Origin of the sequence: Bradyrhizobium sp. SZCCT0148, from assembly GCF_018129985.1 — a bacterium.
Classification (GTDB): domain Bacteria; phylum Pseudomonadota; class Alphaproteobacteria; order Rhizobiales; family Xanthobacteraceae; genus Bradyrhizobium; species Bradyrhizobium japonicum_H.
The window spans coordinates 999,162-1,021,896 of sequence record NZ_JAFCKT010000001.1 but is presented as its reverse complement, the minus strand read 5'-3'; the positions used below and the strand labels follow the sequence as shown (position 1 = coordinate 1,021,896).

General features: G+C 63.7%; 25 protein-coding genes. 8 read left to right on the top strand and 17 right to left on the bottom strand.

Annotated elements, in window-relative coordinates; genetic code table 11:
* Window positions 1–46: 46 nt before the first annotated feature.
* From JQ580_RS04955 to metG, 7 genes are all read right to left on the bottom strand, one after another.
* The gene (locus JQ580_RS04955; RefSeq protein WP_212278570.1) at window positions 47–1,024 is read right to left on the bottom strand and encodes a TRAP transporter substrate-binding protein; all 978 of its coding nucleotides are present in this window, start codon (window positions 1,022–1,024) and stop codon (window positions 47–49) included.
* A gap of 32 nt (window positions 1,025–1,056) precedes the next feature.
* Window positions 1,057–2,370: a TRAP transporter large permease gene (locus JQ580_RS04950; RefSeq protein ID WP_212278569.1), complete on the bottom strand. Its 1,314-nt coding sequence runs from the start codon at window positions 2,368–2,370 to the stop codon at window positions 1,057–1,059.
* Window positions 2,371–2,372: 2 nt separating this feature from the next.
* Entirely contained in the window at window positions 2,373–2,921 is a 549-nt protein-coding gene (locus JQ580_RS04945) for a TRAP transporter small permease (RefSeq protein ID WP_212279204.1), read from the bottom strand.
* A 204-nt stretch (window positions 2,922–3,125) separates the two neighbouring features.
* The gene (locus JQ580_RS04940; protein ID WP_212278568.1) at window positions 3,126–3,923 is read right to left on the bottom strand and encodes an MBL fold metallo-hydrolase; all 798 of its coding nucleotides are present in this window, start codon (window positions 3,921–3,923) and stop codon (window positions 3,126–3,128) included.
* 13 nt (window positions 3,924–3,936) lie between these two features.
* A complete protein-coding gene (locus tag JQ580_RS04935) occupies window positions 3,937–4,713 on the bottom strand; it encodes a TatD family hydrolase (RefSeq protein WP_212278567.1) in 777 nt (258 codons plus the stop codon).
* A 185-nt stretch (window positions 4,714–4,898) separates the two neighbouring features.
* The gene (locus JQ580_RS04930) at window positions 4,899–6,953 is read right to left on the bottom strand and encodes a hybrid sensor histidine kinase/response regulator (protein ID WP_212278566.1); all 2,055 of its coding nucleotides are present in this window, start codon (window positions 6,951–6,953) and stop codon (window positions 4,899–4,901) included.
* Between the two features lie 225 nt (window positions 6,954–7,178).
* Window positions 7,179–8,813: a methionine--tRNA ligase gene (gene metG / locus JQ580_RS04925; protein ID WP_311982107.1), complete on the bottom strand. Its 1,635-nt coding sequence runs from the start codon at window positions 8,811–8,813 to the stop codon at window positions 7,179–7,181.
* A 1-nt stretch (window position 8,814) separates the two neighbouring features.
* On the opposite strand from metG, the gene JQ580_RS34195 reads away from it, so the two are divergent.
* Window positions 8,815–9,387: a hypothetical protein gene (locus tag JQ580_RS34195; RefSeq protein WP_311982106.1), complete on the top strand. Its 573-nt coding sequence runs from the start codon at window positions 8,815–8,817 to the stop codon at window positions 9,385–9,387.
* On the opposite strand, the gene JQ580_RS04920 is transcribed toward JQ580_RS34195, so the two are convergent.
* From JQ580_RS04920 to JQ580_RS04910, 3 genes are read right to left on the bottom strand one after another with little or no spacing between them, the layout of a single operon-like run.
* On the bottom strand, window positions 9,321–10,367 hold the full coding sequence (locus JQ580_RS04920) for a DNA polymerase III subunit delta' (RefSeq protein ID WP_212278564.1): 1,047 nt from the start codon (window positions 10,365–10,367) through the stop codon (window positions 9,321–9,323). The two genes, JQ580_RS34195 and JQ580_RS04920, sit on opposite strands and share 67 nt — an antisense overlap.
* Window positions 10,364–11,050 (bottom strand): dTMP kinase, encoded by a 687-nt coding sequence (tmk, locus tag JQ580_RS04915; RefSeq protein WP_212278563.1) that lies wholly within the window; start codon window positions 11,048–11,050, stop codon window positions 10,364–10,366. The genes JQ580_RS04920 and tmk overlap by 4 nt, the downstream gene beginning before the upstream one ends.
* A gap of 2 nt (window positions 11,051–11,052) precedes the next feature.
* The gene (locus JQ580_RS04910) at window positions 11,053–12,315 is read right to left on the bottom strand and encodes a D-alanyl-D-alanine carboxypeptidase family protein (protein ID WP_212278562.1); all 1,263 of its coding nucleotides are present in this window, start codon (window positions 12,313–12,315) and stop codon (window positions 11,053–11,055) included.
* A 151-nt stretch (window positions 12,316–12,466) separates the two neighbouring features.
* Here JQ580_RS04910 and JQ580_RS04905 point away from each other — a divergent pair, with 151 nt between their 5' ends.
* Window positions 12,467–13,420 carry an alpha/beta fold hydrolase gene (locus JQ580_RS04905; RefSeq protein ID WP_212278561.1) on the top strand — a complete coding sequence of 318 codons (954 nt, stop codon included), beginning with the start codon at window positions 12,467–12,469 and terminating at the stop codon, window positions 13,418–13,420.
* Here the strand turns inward: JQ580_RS04905 and JQ580_RS04900 are convergent.
* Window positions 13,417–14,343, bottom strand: a complete 927-nt coding sequence (locus JQ580_RS04900; protein ID WP_212278560.1) for a septal ring lytic transglycosylase RlpA family protein — start codon at window positions 14,341–14,343, stop codon at window positions 13,417–13,419. The two genes, JQ580_RS04905 and JQ580_RS04900, sit on opposite strands and share 4 nt — an antisense overlap.
* A gap of 787 nt (window positions 14,344–15,130) precedes the next feature.
* On the opposite strand from JQ580_RS04900, the gene JQ580_RS34075 reads away from it, so the two are divergent.
* Entirely contained in the window at window positions 15,131–15,259 is a 129-nt protein-coding gene (locus JQ580_RS34075) for a hypothetical protein (protein WP_283813934.1), read from the top strand.
* Between the two features lie 10 nt (window positions 15,260–15,269).
* Here the strand turns inward: JQ580_RS34075 and JQ580_RS04895 are convergent, their stop codons facing one another.
* Window positions 15,270–15,560, bottom strand: coding sequence for a hypothetical protein (locus tag JQ580_RS04895; RefSeq protein WP_212278559.1), 291 nt, complete (start codon window positions 15,558–15,560; stop codon window positions 15,270–15,272).
* A 151-nt stretch (window positions 15,561–15,711) separates the two neighbouring features.
* Window positions 15,712–16,032, bottom strand: coding sequence for a DUF1476 domain-containing protein (locus JQ580_RS04890; RefSeq protein WP_212278558.1), 321 nt, complete (start codon window positions 16,030–16,032; stop codon window positions 15,712–15,714).
* Window positions 16,033–16,277: 245 nt separating this feature from the next.
* Between JQ580_RS04890 and JQ580_RS04885 the strand changes: the two genes are divergently transcribed.
* Entirely contained in the window at window positions 16,278–16,502 is a 225-nt protein-coding gene (locus tag JQ580_RS04885; protein ID WP_212278557.1) for a hypothetical protein, read from the top strand.
* A gap of 57 nt (window positions 16,503–16,559) precedes the next feature.
* Here JQ580_RS04885 and JQ580_RS04880 read toward each other — a convergent pair whose 3' ends face one another.
* Window positions 16,560–16,748, bottom strand: coding sequence for a hypothetical protein (locus tag JQ580_RS04880; protein WP_106950690.1), 189 nt, complete (start codon window positions 16,746–16,748; stop codon window positions 16,560–16,562).
* 315 nt (window positions 16,749–17,063) lie between these two features.
* On the opposite strand from JQ580_RS04880, the gene JQ580_RS04875 reads away from it, so the two are divergent.
* On the top strand, window positions 17,064–17,672 hold the full coding sequence (locus JQ580_RS04875) for a sll1863 family stress response protein (protein WP_212278556.1): 609 nt from the start codon (window positions 17,064–17,066) through the stop codon (window positions 17,670–17,672).
* A gap of 232 nt (window positions 17,673–17,904) precedes the next feature.
* Here the strand turns inward: JQ580_RS04875 and JQ580_RS04870 are convergent, their stop codons facing one another.
* Both JQ580_RS04870 and JQ580_RS04865 read right to left on the bottom strand, forming a co-directional pair.
* Window positions 17,905–18,648 (bottom strand): DUF7168 domain-containing protein, encoded by a 744-nt coding sequence (locus JQ580_RS04870; RefSeq protein ID WP_212278555.1) that lies wholly within the window; start codon window positions 18,646–18,648, stop codon window positions 17,905–17,907.
* Between the two features lie 80 nt (window positions 18,649–18,728).
* Window positions 18,729–18,956: a hypothetical protein gene (locus JQ580_RS04865; RefSeq protein WP_212278554.1), complete on the bottom strand. Its 228-nt coding sequence runs from the start codon at window positions 18,954–18,956 to the stop codon at window positions 18,729–18,731.
* Window positions 18,957–19,085: 129 nt separating this feature from the next.
* Here JQ580_RS04865 and JQ580_RS04860 point away from each other — a divergent pair, with 129 nt between their 5' ends.
* From JQ580_RS04860 to JQ580_RS04850, 3 genes are read left to right on the top strand one after another with little or no spacing between them, the layout of a single operon-like run.
* Complete coding sequence (locus JQ580_RS04860; RefSeq protein WP_212278553.1) at window positions 19,086–20,210, top strand: acyl-CoA dehydrogenase family protein; 1,125 nt, start codon at window positions 19,086–19,088, stop codon at window positions 20,208–20,210.
* A 1-nt stretch (window position 20,211) separates the two neighbouring features.
* Complete coding sequence (locus JQ580_RS04855; RefSeq protein WP_212278552.1) at window positions 20,212–20,952, top strand: PIG-L deacetylase family protein; 741 nt, start codon at window positions 20,212–20,214, stop codon at window positions 20,950–20,952.
* Window positions 20,949–21,527: a class I SAM-dependent methyltransferase gene (locus tag JQ580_RS04850; protein WP_212278551.1), complete on the top strand. Its 579-nt coding sequence runs from the start codon at window positions 20,949–20,951 to the stop codon at window positions 21,525–21,527. Before JQ580_RS04855 ends, JQ580_RS04850 begins: the two co-directional genes overlap by 4 nt.
* Here the strand turns inward: JQ580_RS04850 and JQ580_RS04845 are convergent.
* On the bottom strand, window positions 21,451–22,602 hold the full coding sequence (locus JQ580_RS04845) for a glycosyltransferase family 2 protein (protein ID WP_311982102.1): 1,152 nt from the start codon (window positions 22,600–22,602) through the stop codon (window positions 21,451–21,453). The genes JQ580_RS04850 and JQ580_RS04845 overlap by 77 nt on opposite strands.
* Window positions 22,603–22,735: the final 133 nt, after the last annotated feature.

Here is a 22,735-nt window from a genome sequence, read left to right as displayed (position 1 = left end):
AGAGTCTCCCGCCCGCACGAGCATGGCGGGCGGAAGACGCTGAGTTTCACATCTTCTTGTAGGCGTCGACGACGGCCTGCCCGTCGGACCCCGCCTTCTTGAGCCAATCGGTCGTGAGCTGTTCGCCGATCTTCTGGAAGCCGGCCTTCAACGCCGGGCTCGGCGGCTCGACGGTCATGCCTTTGGCCTTGAGCTGATCGATGTACCAGGTGCTCTTGTCCTGCCAGGCCTTCCAGCCGCGGGTTTCCGCCGTTGCAGCCGCCTTGAGAATGGCCTCCTGGGTCGGCTTGTCGAGCGCGTCGAACGCGGCCTTGTTCACGAAGGTGTAGTCCTTGGGAATCCAGGCCTGCACGTCATAGAAATACTTCAGCGACTCCCACGCCTTCGCGTCGTAGCCCGTACCGCCCGACGACATGAACGAATTCACCACGCCGGTCGCGAGCGCCTGCGGCAGTTCCGCGGCCTGGATCGTGACCGACTGCGCGCCGACCAACTCGCCGATACGCGCGGTACCGACATTGTAGGCGCGCCATTTCAGGCCCTTCATGTCCTCGATCGTGGCGAGCGGTTTGTTGACGTAGACCCCCTGCGGCGCCCACGGCACCACGAACAGCAGCTTGAGACCCTGCGCGTCGAGCTTCTTGGCGATTGCGGGCTTGGAGGCCTGATACAGCTTCATCGCATCCGGGAAGCTGGTCGCCAGGAACGGCACGACGTCGATGCCGAACATCGGATCCTCGTTCTCGTGGATCGATAGCAGCACCTCGCCCATCTGCGCCTGCCCGGTCATCACCGCACGCTTGATGTCCGGTGCCTTGAACAGCGAAGCGCCGGGATGAACCGTGATCTGGAGCTTGCCGGACGTGGCGGCATCGACATCCTTGGCGAAGGCGACGAGATTTTCGGAGTGCGGATTGTCCGCCGGATATGCCGCCGGCAGATTCCATTTGGTTTGGGCCAAGGCGGGGGTCGCAATCGCCATAACGCCCGCGATCAAGGACGCGCGCAACAAACGAGACATCATCGGACTTCTCCTCACATTCGATTTGATTACGCTCAGTCTGGGAAAGCGAGCTTGGGCAGGAACATCACGATCTGCGGATACTCCGTGATGATGAATACCGCGGCGAGCAGCAGGACGAAGAACGGAAACGCCGCGCGCGCAACCGTGAACGTGTCGCGTCCGCTCATGTTCTGCAGCACGAACAGATTGAATCCGACCGGCGGCGTGATCTGCGCCATCTCGACGTGGATGATGAGGTAGACGCCGAACCAGACCAGGTCGAGACCGGCCTGCCTGACCATCGGCAGCACGATGACGGCGGTCAGGACGATCATCGAGATGCCGTCGATCAGGCAGCCCAGGATGATGTACATGATGCTCAGATACAGCGCGAGCATGCCCGGCGTGAGCTGCTGCCCCTGGACCCAGGTGGCGAGTGCGGCCGGAATGCCGGTATAGGCCATCGCAGCCGTGGTGTACGCCGCGCCTGCCAGGATCAGCATGATCATGCAGGTCAGGCGCGTCGCGCTCATGATGCTTTCGAGGAAGTTTTTGCGCGTGAGCGTGCCGCTCCACCACGCCAGCAGCAGCGCGCCCGTCACACCCCACGCGGCGCATTCCGTGGCGGTCGCAAAGCCGAGCACGAGCGAGAGGAACACCGCCAGGATCAGCAGTAGGCAGGGAGCAAGCCGCGCCGACTCGCGCAGCTTCTGCCGGAACGGCATCGGCGGATCGCGCGGCGGAACCTTGTTGGGATTGAGCAGCGACCAGAGGATGATGTAGCCCGAATAGAGCACCATCACGAGCACGCCGGGCAGGAAGCCGCCAAGGAATACCTGAAGCACGGAGACGTTCGCCGTGACCGCGTAGACCACCATCGGAATCGAGGGCGGGATCAGGAGGCCGAGCGTGCCTGAGCCGGCAAGCGATCCGAGGCTCAGGCCCTTGTCGTAGCCGCGCTTGTCGAGCTCGGGCAGCGCGATCTTGCCGATCGTCGCACAGGTCGCGGCCGACGAGCCGGATACCGCGGCGAAGATGCCGCAACCGATCACGTTCACATGGGTCAGGCGCCCTGGCAGCCATTGAACCCAGGGCGACAGGCCCCGAAACATTTCCTCCGACAGTTTGGTGCGGAAGAGGATCTCGCCCATCCAGATGAACAGGGGCAGCGCCGCCAACGTCCATGACGAACTGGCGCTCCAGGTCGTCGTCGCGAGCACGGCGCCGAGCGGCAGGCTGGTCGTCAGCGCCATCGCCACGAAGCCGACGAGGCCCAGCGAGACCGCGATCCAAACGCCGCTTCCCAGCAGCAGGATCATGACGCCGAGCAGGACGAACGACAGCTCGATCATGCCGAGATTGGCCATGGTCAACCTCCGCCGCCCTGCGAGATACGCTCGACGAACTCTTCCGGGGTTTCGTCCGGCGATCCCTTCTCGTAGGTCGGCCGCTTGCCGCCGACGACCCCGACCATTTCATCGATGAGGGCGATCGACAGGATCGCAAGACCGCCGGCGAAGCCGAGCTGCGGGATCCAGAGCGGAAGCGGGACGACGCCCTGCGCCACATCATTGAAGCGCCAGGAATCGTAGGTCATCTGCACCGCGTAGCGGGTGAAATAGAGAATGAAGGCGGTGGCGATTCCGAGCGCCACGATCTCCGCGATCTGCTTGGTTCGCCCGTGCAAACGCTCCAGCAGCAGGCCGACGCGGATCATCTCTCCGCGCTTGAAGGTGTGCGCGAGGCCGAGGAAAGCCATCGCGGCCATGCACCATGACGCGAAATCATCGCCGGCGGGAATGTTGATCGCGAATTGGCGCCCGACCGACATCGCCATCATGATTGCAAAGATCGCAACCATGAAGGCGCCGGCGGCGTAGCCCGCCCAGAGATAGAGAAGATCCAGCGCACGGCGCAGCGGCCCCCCCGTCGTTACGTCGTCCCCTGCCACGCAATCCCCATCCTCATACGAGGCGATCAGCCGGCCGGGCGATCAATATCGCGCGTCACCGATCCTGCCTACCGCCCTTGCCCAACGACTGTCTTTCAGACGTTAGATCAACATGATGCAGCGGATGCAAGCAAGGACTATGCCTGCCGGGGTGGAATTTCTACCGCAGGTTCAATGCGTCTCCAGCCGCAGCCCGTCAAAAGCGGGCACGACGCCTGCGGGCAGCGATTGCCGGATGACCTCGTAGTCGACGTCGGCCGTCATGTTGGTGATAACGGCGCGCTTCGGCTTGAACCGCTCGATCCAGGACAGCGCGTCGTTGATGCTGAAATGGCTGACATGACTGGTGTAGCGCAGGCCGTCGACGATCCAGAGATCGAGGTTTTCCAGCGCACCCCAGCTCTCGCGCGGGATGTCGTTCAGATCGGGCGTGTAGGCCGCATCGCCGATGCGGTAGCCGAGCGCGGGGATGTTGCCGTGCTGCACCAGAAAGGCCGTCATCGTGACGGCGCCGCCTTTCCCCAGAACGGTCTGGCTTTCGCCCGCCTCGATCGAATGCCGGGTCAGGATGGGCGGATAGTCGCTGCCCTCCGGCGAGATGAAGCAATAGGAGAACCGCGACAGGATGTCCTTGGCCGTCGACTGGTTGAAATAGGTCGGGATGCGGCGGCGCATGTGCATCACGACCGAACGCAGATCATCCATGCCGTGGGTCTGGTCGGCGTGCTCATGGGTCAGAAACACGGCGTCGATGTGATCGACATTGGTCGCGAGCAATTGCTCGCGAAGGTCCGGCGAGGTGTCGATCACGATGCGCGTGGTGCCGTGCTCTGAGGTCCGTTCGACCAGCAGCGAGCAGCGGCGACGGCGGTTCTTGGGATTGCTGGGGTCGCAGGCACCCCAGCCCAGTGCCGGGCGTGGCACGCCGGCGGAGGAGCCGCAGCCCAGGATCGTCAACGTCAGCGTCATGCGGCTCCCAGTCCTATGCCTTCACCTTGGAAAACAGGCGAAAGAAGTTTTCGGTGGTCTGGCGCGAGATCTCGTCAAACGATACGCCGCGCGTTTCTGCCAGCACTTTCGCCACCTCGACCACATAAGCGGGCTCGTTGCGTTTGCCCCGGAATTTGCCGGGCGCAAGATAAGGCGAGTCCGTTTCGACCAGGATGCGATCGGATGGCAGTTCGGCTGCCAGCGCGCGCAAGGTCTCCGATTTCTTGAAGGTCAGGATGCCCGTGAAGCCGATATAAAGGCCGAGCGACACAGCCTTCAACGCCAATTCGCGCCCGCCGGTGTAGCAATGCAGCACGGCGCGAAACGGTCCCCTGGCCACCTCCTCCTCCAGGATGCGCGCGCAGTCCGCGTCGGCTTCGCGGGTGTGGATCACCAACGGCAGGCCGGTGGCGCGCGCGGCGGCGATGTGGGCGCGAAAGCCCCTCGCCTGTGCATCGGGCGAGCCGTTGTCGTAAAAATAATCGAGCCCGGCTTCGCCGAGCGCGACGACCTTGGGATGGTCCGTGAACGCAACCAGTTCGTCCGGCGAAATGCCGTCCTCCTCATCCGCATTGTGCGGATGAGTGCCGACCGAGCAGTAGACGTCGTCGTAGCGCCCGGCGATGGCCAGAAGCTGATCGAGCTTTCGCACCCGGGTAGAGATCGTGACCATGCGACCGATGCCGGCCGCGCGCGCTCGCGACACGATCCCGTCGAGATCCTCCGCAAAGTCGGGGAAATCCAGATGGCAGTGGCTGTCGACAAGCATTATCGAGCGTCGCTTTCAAAAACCGGAGGTCGGTCGTCCGCGGTCCCGACCTTCGACGCTGCTCAATCGCTGTCGACGGGGGCCTCAACTCACAGGTAGGGGTAGTGCGAGGAGACGTCAACCGGACCGCCGATCTCGCGCCCCGGCCGGTTCCTGCGGGCCAAGCGCGCCGTCGGTGATCAGGATCAGAGATCCAGGACCTCGCGCACCTTCCGCGCCAGCTTGTCGCTCCTGTAGGGCTTTTGCAGCAGATGCACCCCGGCATCGAGCCGACCGTGATGGACGATCGAGTTCTCAGTATAGCCCGAGGTGAACAGAACCCGAATGCCTGGGACGCTCTGTCTGATCCGCGCCGCGAGTTCACGTCCGGTCATGCCGCCAGGCATCACGACGTCCGTGAACAACAGATCGGGCGCACCGGAACGCGAAACTTCCAGGAGCGCTGACGGTCCGTCGCCGGCCTCCGTCACCCGATAACCCAGGCGGCGCAATTGCTGGACGGCAAACATCCGCACATGAGGGTCGTCCTCGACGACAAGAATGGATTCAGCGCCGGTCGCGGCGGCTTCCGGAGCCTGTGACGACGGGACACCGGTCGTCGTGCCAACGTGGGCGCGCGGCAAATAGATCTTGAGACACGTGCCGTGCCCGACTTCGCTGTAGACCTGGATGTGTCCTCCCGTCTGCTTGACGAAGCCGTACACCATGCTGAGTCCGAGCCCTGTCCCCTTGCCGACCGGCTTGGTCGTAAAGAACGGCTCGAAGATGCGATCACGCATCTCCGGGGCAATGCCGCTGCCCGTGTCGGACAAGGCCATCATGACGTATTGGCCTGCATCGACCTCCAGGTTGTGCGCGGCATAATCGTCCGAGAGATCGACATTGGCCGTCTCGATCGTCAGCTTGCCACCCTGCGGCATCGCATCGCGCGCATTGAGGACGATATTGAGAATGGCAGTCTCTGTCTGGCGGATATCGGCGGTCACGCTCCACAACGGCTTCGCAAGTCGAAGTTCGACTTCGACGTTCTCGCCGATGGTACGCCGCAGCAGCGCGTACATGTGCGTCACGACCTCATTCAGATCGAACGTGCTGGGCTCGAGCGCCTGACGGCGCGCATAGGCGAGCATCAGTTGCGTCAGGCTCGCGCCGCGCTCGGCGGCGGCGATGATCGGCTCGACCAGCTTGCGAAGTTCGTCGTTCTTGATCTCCTCCTTGAGGACCTCTGCGTTGCCGAGGACGACAGTCAGCAGATTGTTGAAGTCGTGGGCAATGCCGCCAGTCAACTGGCCGATCGCTTCCATCTTCTGCGCCTGTGCGAGTTGCGCTTCGATCCGCTTGCGGTCCGTGATGTCTTCCGTCAGGAAGGCGACCCCGCCGATGTTGCCGAGCGCATCGAACCAGGGGCGTACCTCCCAGCGCAGCCATTGCAGCCGTCCGTCGGGTCTTGTGAACGAATCCTCGTCGGCATGAAGTGTCTCGCCCGCAAGGGCGCGGCGGTGGATTGCGCGCCAGCGTTCCGGAATTTCGGGAAACACCTCATAATGTGACAGCCCGCGCAGATCGCGTCCAAGGAGACCGTAGTCGACCAGCCAGCGGTCGCTGTAGACGATGTAACACAGATTATTATCGAGCATCGCGATCGCGGCGGGCGAGTATTTGATGAAATATCTCAGGCGCTCCTCGCTATCACGCAAGGCTTCCGCCGCTCCTTGCTGGAGCGCTTCGAGGGTTCTGCGGCTGGAAACGTCCCTCACTGCAGCGATCGCGGCATTCCGGTCGGCCACAACGATTGGACTAATGCTGATCTCGGCCGGGAATTCCGTCGCGTTCTTACGACGCCCATACAGTACCAATCCACCACCCATCATTCGGGAGGTCGGCTTGCGGAAATAAGCCTTGAGCTGATTGGCGTGTTCGCCGCGAAATCGTTCGGGGATCAGCACCTCGATCGAGCTGCCGACAAGCTCGTCGGGCGCGTATCCGAAGATGGCGGTGACGCGGTCACTGGCGAATTCGATCACGCCAGCGGCGTTGATCATGATAACGGCGTCCGGACTGGCCGCCAGGACCCCTCTGAACCTCGCTTCGCTTTCGCGTAAATCGGCGGCCGCGCGGTCTCGATGGGCGAACCCCTGCCCCGATCTCAGATTACGCAGTCGCTGCCGAAGTCCCGGTCTGCGCGACCTCCCAGGCTTTCTTGGGGACTTGCCGTCGTCCGTGATATCCGGTGGACCCAATTCTCACCTATCCTGCCCAGGTGCGAAAAGCAGAGTCCGGCGCTCAAGTTGCATTGATCTGGATCAATGACACGAATCAAATTGCGTGGGCGGCGTCAGTCGTGCGGTTAGCCGCCCATCTGAATACCTGTCGGCAAGGGGCTGCACACGTCCCGGCATCCCGCGTAAGCCCCCCGAGGCAAGCGTAAGGCCGGGACCCGGGGGCGCCGAGTCGGTGAGGAGTGTTTAAGCCGCGGGCTCGATATAGCGCGGGAATGCCGGCGTCGGCGCCGGCAGCGTCGAGCCCGGCGCGATCCGCTTGGCCCCACCGAGCATGGCGAAGGTGCGCTCGGCTTCGGGAACGCCGAGGCTGTCGAGCAGCTTGCCCGAGGCGGTCGGCATCGCGGGCTGCGCCAGGATCGCGATCTGGCGTACGACCTCGGCGGTGACATAGAGCACCGTCTTCTGCCTGACAGGATCGGTCTTGGCGAGCGCCCACGGCGCCTCGCCCGCGAAATAGCGGTTAGCCTCCGCGACCACGGCCCACACGGCGTTGAGCCAGTGATGGATCTGCTGCGTCGCCATGGCCGCGCGGGACGCGGCGATCATACCGTCGGCCATCGCCAAAATCGCCTTGTCGTTGTCGCTGAACTCGCCTGGCTCAGGCAGCACGCCGCCGAGCTGTTTTGCGATCATCGACAGCGAACGCTGCGCGAGGTTACCGAGATCGTTGGCGAGGTCGGCGTTGATGCGCGCCACGATGGCTTCGTGGTTGTAATTGCCGTCTTGTCCGAACGGCACCTCGCGCAGGAAGAAATAGCGCACCTGGTCGACGCCGTACTGGTCGGCGAGGTTGAAGGGGTCGACGACATTGCCGACCGACTTCGACATCTTCTCGCCCCGGCTGAACAGGAAGCCGTGGGCATAGACCCGTTTCGGCAGCGGAATCCCTGCCGACAGCAGGAATGCCGGCCAGTACACCGCGTGGAAACGGATGATGTCCTTGCCGATGATGTGCACATCGGCCGGCCAATAGCGCCAGTTCTTGTCACTCTCGTCGGGGAAGCCGACGCCGGTGATGTAGTTGGTCAGCGCGTCGACCCAGACATACATCACGTGCTCTTCGTCGCCGGGGACCTTGACGCCCCAATCAAACGTGGTGCGCGAGATCGAGAGATCACGCAAGCCGCCTTTGACGAAGCTTACCACCTCGTTCTTGCGGGAATCCGGCCCGATGAAGTCGGGCTGGTCCGCGTAGAGCTGCAAAAGCTTGTCCTGATAGGCCGACAGGCGGAAGAAATAGCTTTTCTCCTCGACCCATTCGACCGGCGTGCCCTGCGGGCCGAGCCGGACGCCGTCGTCGTTCAAGCGCGTCTCGTCCTCGGCGTAATAGGCCTCGTCCCGCACGGAATACCAGCCGGCATAGGTGTCGGCATAGATGTCGCCATTCGCTTCCATGCGCCGCCAGATCTCCTGGCTCGAGCGATGATGCTGCTCCTCGGTGGTGCGGATGAAACGGTCGAACGATACGTTCAGACGCTCGTCCATCTCCTTGAAGCGACCGGCATTGCGGGTGGCGAGGTCGGCTGCAGACATCCCCTCGCCGGCCGCCGTCTGCACCATCTTCTGACCGTGCTCGTCGGTGCCGGTCAGGAAGAACACGTCCTTGCCGTCGAGCCGCGCGAAACGCGCCAGCACGTCGGTCGCGATGGCCTCGTAGGCGTGGCCGATATGTGGGACACCGTTGGGATAGGCGATAGCTGTCGTGATGTAGAAGACGTTGTCGCGCGCGTGGGCGGCAACGGGGGCGCGGACTTGCGGGGCAGCAGCAACCTTCGGCGCAGGCGGCACCTCGGCCTTCGACACATTGGGATTCGACACTTTGCGCTTCACGGTGTTCGGCGGCGTGGCGACGGGTGCCGGTGCAGCGATCACGGCAGGCGCAGTCGCCGTTTTCGCGATCGTCTTCGCCGGAGCATTGTTTTTCGCTGGAGGCTTGGTCTTGGCTGAAGCCTTAGCTGGCTTCTTGGCGATAGCTGTCGCGGAGACTTTCTTGGCGACGACGCGCTTCTTCGCAACCTTCCTGCCGGCCTTCTTTGACGCCTTCGCCGCGCTCTTCTTCACGCTCTTCTTGGCTGCAGCCTTCTTCGTCTTTTTGAGGGCCTTGGACGCGCGCGCCTTTGCTGCCTTCTTCGCGGCCTTCTTCACGGTCTTCTTGGCAGCCTTCTTGTTCCTGCTGCTCTTGCCCTTGGCGGTTTTCTTAGCTCGCGTTGCCACGACGAATTCCTTTTGTCGGCTTCTCAAAAATCTGGAAACGAACCTGCGTCAGGTCGCCGTTTTGCGCATGATCGTTTCGGAAAACCGCTCCGCACTTTCCCGGATCATGCTTCAGCGGGTTGCGTCCGCCAGCCAGCCGAACACCGAGAAAACCAAGGGCTTGCGCTCCAGATTGTAGGTTTCGGTGTCGCGCGCGGCGCGGACGATCTTTTCCCATACCTCGGCTAGGCGCGCAAGGCGCGGCAGATTCTGGTTGGCATTGGCATCGTCCGCATGCAGGCGCTCCGCGATCCAGCGGTCGATGCCGTCGATGAAGGCGCCGAGCGCGACACGATCGTTGGTGGGAAGCGAATCGCCGAGCGTGTGCAGTTCGCGCGGATCGACCTGCGGCAGTCGCGCCAGCATCGCCGCCGTGCGCTGCTGCAGCTTCAGAGCATCGCCGCCGAGCAGCGTCAGCGCCCGTGCAACACTGCCTTCGGAGGCCTCTGCGGCCTCGCGCAGCGCGGGATCGTTCGTATCGAGCTCGGCCGCCGCCGCCGCCGCGCCGATCACATCGTCGGTGGCAAGCGGCCGCAGCCGCAGCTTGCGGCAGCGCGACTGGATGGTGGCGAGCACGCGCGCGGGAGCGTGGCTCACCAGAAGGAAAAGCGATTGCTGCGGCGGCTCCTCGAGGATTTTCAGAAGCGCGTTGGCCGCGTTCGGATTCAGCTCGTCGACGGTGTCGACGATGCAGACGCGCCAGCCTTCGGCCGCGGCCGTTGAGCCGAAGAAGCCGATGGTCTCGCGCGTCTCGTCCACGGTGATCACGGTGCGCATCACGCCGCGATCGTTGGCGGTCCGCTCCAGCGTCAACAGGCCGCCATGCGAGCCGGCTGCCACCTGCCGCGCCACGGCGTCATCAGGATCGATCGCGAGATTTTCGGCGCGCTGCACGGCTTCCGCCAGAGGCTGCCCGTGGGCGAGCACGAAGCGCGCCATCCGATAGGCCAGCGTCGCCTTGCCGATGCCTTGCGGCCCGCCAATCAGCCAGGCGTGCGGAATCCGCCCGCTGCGATAGGCCGCCAGCAGCGCCGTCTCGGCGTCGCGATGGCCGAACAGCTTAGATGTCTCGCGCGGATGCGGAATGGCGCTTTCACGCTCGGTCTGGCGCGGGCTCATGCGGAGACCACCGAGGCTGGTGTGGGAAGGAGACGATCGCGCAGCACCGCCCAGACTCGGCCTGCGACCGTGTCAGGGTCGGAATTGGCGTCGATCAGCACGCAGCGCGCCGGATCGTCCGCCGCGATCTTTCGGTAGGCCTCGCGCAGGCCCTGGTGAAAATCGAGCCTCTCGCCCTCGAACCGGTCGGGCGTGGCGCTGCCGCGGCGCGCGGCGGCGCGCTGCAGGCCGATCTCGACCGGCAGATCGAGGATGATGGTGAGGTCCGGCTTGAGATCGCCGATCGTGACCCGCTGCATCGCGTTGATCAGGCCCTCGGGCACTTGGCCGAGGCTGCCCTGATAGGCCCGTGTCGAGTCGGCGAAGCGGTCGCACAGCACCCAAGTGCCCTGGCTGAGCGCGGGCAGGATCACGGTGCGCACATGGTCGTCGCGCGCGGCGGCAAACAGCAGCGTCTCCGCCTCGGGGCCCAGCAGCCTGCCCATGCCTGACAGCACCAGATGACGCATGATCTCCGCGCCCGGCGAGCCGCCCGGCTCCCGCGTGACGCGTATCCGCAGCTTTGCCGCCTTGAGGCGGTCGGCAAGTTTCTTGATCTGGGTCGACTTGCCCGTGCCCTCGCCGCCTTCAAAAGTGATGAAGCGTCCGCGTCCGGACGGCCGCTGTCCTGCGTGCTCACTCATGATCAGAGCTTCTCGGCGCCTGCGCGGAACATCCCGATCACGAGCTCGCTGGCGCCGTCGATCGCGCGTCGCACGGTCGAGCCGGTGCCGATGGCTTCGGCGGCATAAACCGGCGTCTCCACCGCGATGTTGCCGCTGCGCCAGACCCGGACCACACCGACCTGCTGGCCGGCCTCGACCGGCGCCCGCACCGGGCCGCTATAGACCACGCGCGCGATCAGCTTGTCGCTGCCGTTCTTGTGCACCATCACCTTCACCGGAGTCTTGGCGACGAGCCTGACCGAGCGGCTCTCGCCGCCGAACACCTTGGCGTAACCGACGGGCTGCTCGGCCGCGATCAGCGTGCGGGTTTCGAAGTTGCGGAAACCCCATTCCAGCATCTTCTTGGCTTCCGTGGCGCGATCTTCGGGATCTTCCAGCCCGTTGATCACGACGATCAGCCGCGTGCCGTTCTGCACCGCCGAACCGACCATGCCGTAGCCGCCTTCCTTGGTGTAGCCTGTCTTCAGCCCGTCGGCGCCCTCCATCGAATTGAGCAGCGGATTTCGGTTGGGCTGACGGATCTTGTTCCAGGTGTACTCCTTCTCGCCGAAAAGTTTGTAGAACTCCGGAAAGTCCAGGATGATGTGCCGGGCGAGCATGCCGAGCTCGCGCACCGTCATCTTGTTGGCGGGATCGGGCAGCCCATTGGAGTTGCCGAAGGTCGACTTGGTCATGCCGAGCTCGCGGGCGCGCTTGGTCATGAAGTCGGCCGCGAAGATCTTCTCGTTGCCGGCCATGGCTTCGGCCAGCGCGATGCAGGCATCGTTGCCGCTCTGGATGATCGCGCCGTGCAGGAGGTCGTTGACCGAGACCTTGCTGTTGATGGCCGCGAACATGGTCGAGCCGCCCGAGGGCGCCCCGCCTCTGCGCCAGGCGTTCTCGCTGATCCGGTATTCGTCGGTCAGCTTGATGTCGCCCTTCTTGATGGCGTTGAAGACGACCTCGGCCGTCATCAGCTTCATCATGCTGGAGGGCGCGCGCAGCTCGTCGGCGTTCTTCTCGAACAGCACGCTGCCGCTGGAGGCCTCGATCAGGATCGCGGTCGGAGCATCGCCGTCGAAGCCGGCATCCTCGGTCTTCTTGGCACCCTGGACGCTCTGGTTGGCCGCATAGAGAGCCCCGCCCCAGCCGATCCCCGCCACCACAGCAGCGGCGACAAGCCCGCGCGCCATCGCTGCGGCGGTGAGCCGGGTGCGATGGAACGAAAAAAGACGAAATGCCATGGCCAAGCCCTGAGAGCGGCGTTCTAACAGTTGGAACCGATGCGAACAACACAGCGCGGACGCCTGCCGTGAGATTGCACGATTCTCGCCGCGCCCCTATCGTGGTGTCTTACGTTTCTCGACCAAACCCCTGAAACAAGGCGGAAAAGCGATGTCGTCCACCCGCATGATCAAGTCCAACGGCATCGATCTCTTCATCCGCGAAGCCGGCCAGGGTCCGCTGGTGGTGCTGTGCCATGGCTGGCCGGAGCTGTCCTATTCGTGGCGCCATCAGATCGAGGCGCTCGCCGAGGCCGGGTTTCACGTCGTCGCCCCCGACATGCGTGGCTACGGCCAGAGCGCGGCGCCGCCGGACGCCGCAGCCTACTCGATCTTCGATACGGTCGGCGACGTCGTCGGCCTCGTGCAGGCGCTCGGTGAGACCAAGGCGATGGTGGTCGGCCATGATTGGGGCGCGCCGGTCGCCTGGCACGCGGCGCTGTTCCGGCCCGACATCTTCACGGCGGTGGCGGGCCTGAGCGTGCCGCCGCCGTTCCGCGGCCGGGGCAAGCCGCTCGACCTGTTGCGCCAGGGCGGCGTGACCAACTTTTATTGGCAGTACTTCCAGGCGCCTGGCGTCGCCGAGGCTGAGTTCGAGCGTGACGTTGGCCGCACCATGCGCATCGTGCTCGGTGGACGCGGCCTCGCCGATCCCAGCGCCGCCATGTTCGTGCAGGAGGGCAAGGGCTTCCTCGGCCATGCGACCACCGACGAGCCGCTGCCCGGCTGGCTCAGCGAGGCCGACCTCGCCCATTTCACCGAAAGCTTCCGCAAGTCCGGCTTTCGCGGCGGGCTGAACTGGTACCGCAACCTCGACCGCAATTGGGAGCTGACGGCGCCATGGCAGGATGCTCAGATCCGCCAGCCCTCGCTGTTCATCGCGGGCTCGAAGGACGCCGTCATCACCGGCCTGATCGGCGCCAAGCGCGTCAACGAACTCGAGCGCGTGCTGCCCAACCTGAAGCGAAAGCTGATCATCGAGGGCGCCGGCCATTGGGTCCAGCAGGAACGGCCCGACGAGGTGAATGCGGCGCTGGTACAGTTCCTGAAGGAAAGCGCGGTCTAGTAAAGCCCGCGCCCGCTCAGGATGCTGCGGGCCTCGGCAGCGCCGTCGGCCGACGCGGGAGCGCTCTCCGCGGCATAGCGGCCGTCGTCCTCATACGACACGGCGCGGGCGTTATGGACCGCCCGGCCCCGGCCGCGGCTCGAGGCCGACATCTCCGAGGTCGCATTGAGCGAAGCCATGTCGGCTGAGGTCGTACCGAGATTATACGGCCGTCCCTCCGGCATCGGCACGTCGCCACGAATGGCACCGCGGCTCGCTCCCGCCAATTCCGGCACGAACGGCTTGGCCGAAGCGACCCGGACCATCGAGGGCGACGGCGCCGGGACGCCGGTGCGCAGGGTCGCCAGAAGCTGGCGGTCGTCGGAGCCTTCGAGCGGCGCCCGGCCGACATATTCGACGCGGACCCTGGCGACGCCATTGCCTTTGAATTCAAGCAGTTCGGCGGCCTTGTTCGAGACGTCGATGAGCCGATTGCCGTGATAGGGCCCGCGGTCGTTGACGCGCACGATCAGCGACTTGCCGTTCGAGACATTGGTCACACGCGCATAGGACGGCATCGGCAGGGTTGGATGCGCCGCGGTCAGCGAGGTCATATCGAACACTTCGCCATTGGCGGTCAGGCGGCCGTGGAAGTCGTCGCCGTACCAGGACGCCATGCCCTCGGCGCGGTAGTTGACGTCCTCTTCCGGGACGTAGGTCTTACCCGCCACGACATAGGGCTTGCCGATGCGGTAGGTGCCGCCGCCCTTCGGGACCGGCTCGCCGAAAGCCACGACCCGGGGGCTCGAGGACACGCCGTATTTCGGATCGACGCGGCTGGCGAACTTGCTGGACGAGGCGCAGTTGGCCAGCGCAAGGCAGGTTGCGACCGCCGCAACACCGCGTGCGGCCCGCAAAACCGAATCTGACCGTCGGATCCCCATGCGCCCCAAATACCACTTTGCCGGAGGCTTACCCAACCCGCTTTGGCTACGGGGAGCGCTGTCCGGTCCTTTGATCCGAGGCGGCCCACCACCGCATCGGATACGGTAACGATAACGCAACCCGAACACGGCGGAAATGGGGAGCGCACAGCGATCCCGCCGGGATGGTAAACAGAGCGTTCGCATTTTTCCGTTGTTCTACGGAGCGATAGGGCCTGCTCTGTGCCACGGCTGGACATTCTGTTGCGCCGAATCCTCACTCCACCCTCATTGTCTCCGGCTTCACTGGAATTCTTTTGACTGTGCAAGGGCGTCCGCGTTCTCTCGGGTGCAAGGGCGGGATTTGGAATTTAACGATGATCGAGACGGTTTCGGCACTGATGGGTTTGGTAAGCGCGGGGATCTTCTTGGCCCATGCGTTCGAAGGCTACCGCACGAGGGCCTGAGGGCACCCGCGCGAAAGGCAAGCATCACCTCTTTCCAGACGGCGCGTTCGGACAATTTTAATCGATCCGACCGAGCATCGAAGACGAGAGCGGCAGGTGTCCCATGCGCAACCATGACCTGGTATCTGACGGCTTCCTGGCATTGACCGCCGGCGGTTTGGTCCTGCTCTGCTCGAGCCTCGTGGCACTCGCGTTCGCCTAAGCGCCGCTTCGTCCCTCTCCAGCGCGGCTTCAACCGCGGCGCAGCATGCGCCGATGTCCCGTTCCCATTCTGTTGATTGAATTTCCGCGCTCGATGCCTCGACTCATTTCCAGAGGCCATCACCAACCGGGTGACGCACATGCTTGCCGAGAAATTCTTCCTGATCCTGGAGTCCCTGATCCGCGGCGACCGCACCTATCCGGACGGAAGCCCCCGCATCATCAGCACCTCCCCGCACGTACCGGTCAGGCTGCCGGCGCATAAATAGCCGGCGCTACTCAGCGCAGGCCCAGTAGGGAGCGGCGATAGCGGCCGTCGCGAGCTTCGTTCAAGCAGACGAAGCTGCCATCGAACCCCTGGCCATATCGCTTCTGGCCTTTGCGGTAGTAGATGCCTTTGCGGAAATCGAGCCAGACCACCTTGTCGTGCGGACAATAACGCTGCGCCTGTGCCTCGTAGCGAAACGGCGACAGCGGTGTCGCCGAGACTTCCGCGGAGCCGGCGCTGGCCATGATCGCGCCGGCGAGCGCGATCCCGCCGCACCATCTGCCAAAGCCGCTCCTCGTCATTCGCCGCCTCCCGATCCCGCCCGTCGCGCGACGGGCCGTCGGGCACGCTAGCACGAAACAACGTGCGCCGACGAAAGCGGGACGCGCGCGGGGTAGAGGAAAGCGAGTTCGTTTCGATTGCGAGGATGCAGCGCGAGCCACCAGGTCGGCCCTATTGCGTATCCCCTTCGAGCTGCGCCAGCGCCTGGTGCAGGCACTCCTGAAGCTTGGCCGCGACCTGCTCCCGCGCGATGCCCTTGGCAGCAAGATCGCCTGACACCTTGTCTACGACATCGGCGATTGTCCGGCTCTCCAGATGGTCCGTCACCAGCGCGGCTGCGTAGCTTGCCGCGGCATCGCCGCCGAGCCCGAGCTGACCTGCGGCCCAGAGCCCGAGCAGCTTGTTGGACCGGGCGGCAGCCTTGAACATGAATTCCTCGTCGTGGGCGAATTTGGCCTCGAAGCCCTGCTCGCGCTTGTCGAACGTGGTCATGGTCAGCTCCATTCTGGTTTCGCTGATGGGGATTGGACCTGCTGGGGCGAACTATCTCCGTGCTTCGCATTTGGATTGGTCGAAGCTTCCGGCGGAAGCCAGACGCCGTCAAGCCTGCTGGTGCGCCCAGCGCGTTCCGCGCTCGCACCAGCCCGCCGCCAGCCAATTCGGCTAGGTTGAGATTGTTTACCTTTTGTTAAGCAGACTCAGCGCCGCATGGCTTGGGACATACCGGGAGCCGACGCATGAACAAAGAGCTGCGGGAGTTTCGAAGGCTTGAACGGGTCTGCCTGGAGCAGGCCGCTCTTTCCACCATGGACCTCACGCGAGGCGGACTGCTCAAGGTCGCCGACGATTGCCGCATCGCAGCTGAAGCGATCGAGGCGAAATCGCCCCGGCGCGCGTTCCCCGGAGCCGTCCAGGCGTTGATGCAAGTATGGAGCGCAACACGGATGCCGAACCGACATTAGTCGGCGGCATCGCCTGAATACATCCTTGGAGTATTGGACCGCAGGACTTTGGCTGGATCAGGCCTTTTCGCCCGATTCACGGGCCAGCCGCTCGGCCCTCAACCGCTCCTTGTTGGCGTAAAACGCCTTCTGCGCCTCTTCATGTTCGCGCATGGCTTTTTCCGCCTCGATCCGGCGTGTCGCATCACGCGCCTGGCGCTGCTCGGGGGTCAGGGGTTTGCGTCGGAAGGAAAGGTCTTCAGTCATGCGAAGGCAACGCAGTCGTTGGGAAAAGGTTCCACAAGGTGGATCCGGCTGCCTGGTGGACAGGCCCTTCCCTAAAATTTCGCAAAACAACCCCATGCACAGTAGCTAAGTCTCACTGCCGTCACGCTTTTTTCGAGGCGCGAAAAAGCGCCATTTGACAGGTCGGGCAGAACACCGGCACTCCGCCAACGCCGGAACCATGACCCGGCAGGACGGAGTCCGTGCGAACTCCATGGCGCAGTGTCATTGCGACAGGTCAACACGAGCAAGTTCAGGTTCTGGGATCCTGGCGCCGGCAAGCAGATGGAGACGGCCATGTCACAGCAAAGCACCATGCACTTCTACCTCAACTGGGCCAAGGAGCGGATCGACGAAATGGATGCGGCATTGGCCTCGTTCGAAGTCAAGGCCGGCCAGGCCAAGGCCGAGTCCAAGGTCAAGACCGATCAGCTCCTGTCCGATCTGACGGCGCGCCGAGATGCGTTTCAGGCGATGCTCAAGACCCAGGCGGAAGCAGGTGAAGCCGCCTGGACGGATGCCAAGGCCGATCTGGAAAAGCAGTGGGCCGGATTCGAAGCCCAGGTGAAAACCTACTTCGAAGGCGCCGGCAAACAGCTCGAGCAGCAGCAGGCCACGTTCAAGGACGTTGCGGCCGCACAGGCAAAGGCCTGGCGTGACGCCGCGGACAAATTCCGCGAGGCCGCCGGCAAGGTCGCAGCAGCCCGCACCGTCGATGTCGATGCCGCGCTCAAGCAGATGAAATCCGATGCGTCCGAGGCAGAGGTGCGTCTGCAGAAGCTGAAGCAGGCCGGCAGCGAATCCTGGTCGGTCTTGAGCGCCGCGCTCGCGGAATCCCGCAAAGCCTTCGATCAGGCGAACCAGGCCGCATGGGACGCTCTGAAAGGCGCAAGTCCCAAGAGCTGAGGTTTCCGCGTCGCTGAAAGCCCCAAAGAGGCGGGGCGCAGGAGCGCGCCTGGCTCTTCCAGAGCCAAGCGCGGGTCGGCGCCCTCTCCTCCAGGACCAGCGAGCCGATCGATGCCGGCGGCCAAGCACGACGACGGCAAGCATTATGGTGACGCTGGATTTTATCCATTCGCCGAGCAGCATCGACGACTGGCATCGCCATGTTCTCGACTCCGGCCGAAACCGAGCCCCTTCAGCTTCCTTTCGGAGTACTCCCTGACCGCGAGCCGCCAAGGCCGGGATTGATCGCCAGCGACGCGCCGGCAGCGCCCCCGGCTTCATAGGCCGTCATCGATACCATCCGGCCGGTGCTGCGCGTGGTCCGGAGCTTGAGGTCGAGCTTCTCCAATTCTGCATCGACCACCGAGCTCTTGAGGACCACCAGCCCGCGGCCGGTGCCTTCGTTGACCTGATCGCGGCCGGCCTTGATCGCCACCAGCCTGTCCGCGATGGACGCCACCATCCCGAGCGCGAAGGAGGCATTGGCCAGATGTCGCTCCTGGTGCCGGAACCTGCTGTAGTCGACCGAGGTCTTGAAGCGGCCAAGCTCGGCGCGGACGGCGCCGTCGATCAGTTCTGCCAGGTAATGCGCGACCTCGACATCGGCACCGAGACCGAAGAACACATAGCTGTTGTCGCCGGCAGCATTCTTCTCGCGCCAAACCCGGCAATCGCAGAACTGAGCGATCGCGCCGATGCAGTCATCCAGCGGGATTCGTTTCTTGCGATAGGTCTCGTAGACCCTGCGCTCGCACGGCGAGCCGCGCAGCTCGACGTCGGAGAGCGAGAGATCATGGCGATCCAGCAGCTCGGCAACCTTGGCGGCGGCCGACAGCGCCTCATCCTCGGTGCAACCATTGGCGATGGTCTTGGCGCGCAACGCCTGAATGCGGGCCTTCAGTTTGTCGAGCGCGGCCGGATTGGACGTTTGATTCACTGGTCACCGGCCCGGGAGCGCCTAGAACTGCGCGAATGCGAAACGTGCTACACGAGCCGTGATGGTGAATCAAACGGATATCAGCGGCCTCGAAAGTACAATTCCACTTCGGCGGCAGCTGTTTCAGGACTGTCGAAAGTGAAGGCAGCAAAACTCTTCATTGGGCTCCAGTGAGGGCCTGCGGGCCAGATCTGGCAGCGTCCGACGTCATCTTGCACGATGCGGCCGATGATTTCGTTGCGCTCGACCCACGTCATCCACCAGATGCGTGACTTCACGTTGTCTCCAGTGAGCTGGATGGTTGCCATCGATTGTCCGGGGTGCGCTCCACAGATGTGCGCATGACGCTAAGCTCCTCTGTGGCGCATCGTTCCTAGTTTAGGAACAATCGATTTGTTGGGCGGTTTTAGCGACCGAGCGTCGGCCTTCGGCGCATCATGACGGGAGCGACGCTTATTCTAGCCCTCACAGAAAACCAGGTCCTGCTGCAGGGCGTAGAGCAATTCGCAACGATGGCCTTCGATGCCGCCGCGGAAACGGATCAGGCCGGCGTGATCGGAGAGCGCACGTGGACAGAGTTTCGGAACTTTGGCCTCGCGATGTCCCCCTTCCCTAGGGAATTCGGCGGAGCCGGCCTGTGCGACCCTGTCCTGCATAATGAACTCTGCACGATCCTGAGGCTGCTCGGCTCGGCCGATTTGTCGGTTGCGCGGATCTACGAGGGTCACGTCAACGCGGTGTCGCTGCTGGCGCGATACGGTCATCGCGACCAAATGCAGGCGCTGTCGGAGCATGTTGCAAACGGCGGGCTGTCGGCGGTGTGGGGCGCTGACGACGCCGAGGGACTGCACGTCATCAACGGAAATCCACGTGTCCTGCGCGGACGAAAAATCCTCGCGTCCGGCGCCGGCTTTGTCACCGATCCTATCGTCACCGCGGTTGCCGAAGGTTCACAGATCATGTGCCTTTTGCATCTGAGCGATCAGAAGGTGGATCTGTCGGGCTGGACTGCGCAGGGAATGCGATCGACTGCAACCGGTGCAATCGACCTGTCCGGTACCGTCATCTCGTCCGACAACGTGGTTGGCGTGGCCGGAGACTTCATGCGCCAACCCCATTTCTCCGGAGGCGCATGGCGATTTTGTGCGGCCCATACCGGAGCGATCGAGCGTCTCGTCGATCTCTTCAGGGACCACCTCCTGACCCGAGGCCGGGGTGGCGATCCCTATCAGCTGGACCGCCTGGCGCACTGCATCGCTTCTGCCAAGACGGCACGGCAATGGGTGGAAGAAGCCGCCCGCCGGCTTTCGACTGTTGATCCAGGTTCGTTCAATGTGGTTGCTTTCGCCAACCTGACCCGGATGGTCACCGAACGGTGCGCGCTGGACGTGATGGAAGCAGTTCAGCGCGGCGTCGGACTCACCTCCTTCGTCCGTCCGAATCCGATCGAGCGGATATCGCGCGACCTGGCAACGTATCTGCGCCAACCTGTCCCGGATCTGGCCATGAGCGACGGAGCAAAGGCGTTCCTGAACTCGCGGCTTTCCGTCGGAGATTTCTAGAATGCGGGCGGGAGCATATCTCGACGCCCTCCGCGCAAGCCCTGTCGCCAGCGTTCGCGATTTGACCGGAGGACGTCCTATTGTCATCCTGTCCCCCCACCCCGATGACGAGACCCTCGGCGCAGGAGGACTGATTGCGGAAGCCTGCGCCGCCGGGCAAGCAGTCGATGTGGTGGTGGTGACCGACGGGTCCGGCTCACATCCCCGATCAACGCAATATCCCAAACAAAAGCTGGTCGATCTGCGCTATTCGGAATTGCACGAGGCGGGCCTGACCCTCGGGTTGCCGCCCGATCGCATTACGTTCCTCGGTCTCACGGACACGCTGGTGCCGAAGTCGGGACCGCAGTTTGACCTTGCCGTGAAGCAAATTGCCGACATCGTTCGCCGTTCCGGCGCGGGCTCCCTTCTCGTCACCTGGGAAGGCGATCCACATTGCGATCACGAGGCCTCGGCGCAACTGGCGAAAGCCGTCGCGGGAATGATCCCGGGTTTGAAGCTTTGGGCGTATCCGATCTGGGGATGGCATGCCGAGGTCGATGCCGAGTTGGATCTGCCCGCCCCTCACGCCTGGCGGATCGACATTTCGATCCACCAGGCCCGCAAGCTCGCGGCGATCGAGGCCCATGCATCCCAGATGACGGACCTCATCAGCGATGATCCCGACGGCTTTCGCTTCAATCCGGAGTCGCTCGCGCCCTTTCTGGGCTCTTACGAGTATTTCATCGAGGTGCGAATTTGACCCGGAGACAGGCAACGTTGCCGCCCGAATATTTCGAAGAGAAATACAAGTCCGACATCGATCCCTGGCGGTTTCGGACAAGCGCTTACGAGCGCGACAAGTATCGCGCAACGCTGCGAAGTCTTACCCGGGACAGCTACCCGGCCGGGCTGGAGGTCGGTTGCTCGATCGGAGTCTTGACGAAACTGCTCAGCGCCCGCTGCGTCAATCTGCTCGCGATCGATACGTCGGAGACGGCCATCGAAGCAGCCAGATCCGTGAACGACAGCAATGTGTCGTTTCGCAGGGCTACTCTCCCCGAGGACTACCCCGCGGGGACATTCGATCTCATCGTTCTATCAGAGGTGCTGTATTATTTCGAAAGAGCCGACCTGGAGCGTGTTGCCCGATCATGCATCCAGTCGATCGCGCAGGACGGCGAGATCGTCCTGTGCCACTGGCTCGGTGAAACCGACTATCCGCTGACCGGACGCGAGGCCAGCGAACTGTTCGCCGAAGTCACGAGATCCGTATTGCCGGTTCGTTCCGTTCTGCATGACGAGGTCTATCGTCTCGAGAGATTCTCGGCGTCCTGACCGGGCTTGCCAGCTGCCTCACGATCATCTTTGCGACGGCGATCTGGCGCGGCAGATCCGAGGGCCGCAGCGGCGCGCCCCTTTGAAGGGCGGGACTTCGACGGCAAACCTCCTCCCACACGTCTTCGAACGAGCCGCTCCGGTTGCCATCGAGCAGATCGGCCATATCACTCACTGCCGCCAGGGCTGCCGGCCACGGGCGCCCGCTCGGGCCATTGGTCCATCGCTCCCTGAGAAATCCCTTGCACAGAAATCTCCGGGTCGCCTGCAGTGCGGTCTCGATCTCCTCGTCGCAGGGCGCGTCGGGCACCGCATGACGGTGCCGCATCGTGTCGGCGGCTCCACCGGTCGCACGCCCATCGAAACGGCATGATGTCGTCACGCACACATCCATCGAGTGGCGCACCTTGAACCCGGCGCGGGCCAGTGTCTCGGTGAGCGCGGCGTCCTCTCCGACGGGACGAGCCGGAAGACCGCCGATTGCCGAATAGGCGGCAAGGGAAACCGCGAGACTGGCTCCGGATGAAACGCGATGGTTGGGCCAGGGGTCATGTGGCCTGGGATCGCAGCGCGCGTTGATCTCGGCGAGATAGCGCAAATAGGTATCTTCCAGACGCCCCCTGGACACGAATTCGCAACCCAGCGCGATGTAGTCCTCGGCAAGCGCATCGATGTAGCCCGCAACGCAATCGACGCCTTTTTCGAATTCGCGCACCGTGGCGGCAAACCAAGTCGGCGCCACGCGACTGTCCGCATCGGTCGTCAACACGCGGCCACGGACCGGGGCAACCTCGGCGACCCGCGCCGCCGCCAGGTCCATCGCGCGCTTGCGAGCCCATCCTGCGTTACGCTGCCCCGATGGCATGTCCTCTTCGATGACGATGACGGGATGCGGGATGGATTGGGCGGCCTGCCGCGCAACCGCGGCGGTTCGGTCGGTGCAATTGTTGGCGAATATCAGGATCTCGAAGCAGCCGGGCGCGATCGGAGCTCCCATCTCGTCGCGCTGCAACGCCAGAGCCGCAAGACAACCTCCAATGTAACGCTCTTCGTTGTGGGCGGGAACCGCGACCACGGAAAGCTTCGAATGCGGAAGACTTCCAAGCTGCATTGACACCCACTGCTACACATTTCCATCCCACTTCTAAGCAACGAAGGACGGCCGGGTTCCTAATAGCTGCGTCCTGAATCGGTGCGATCAGCACCTG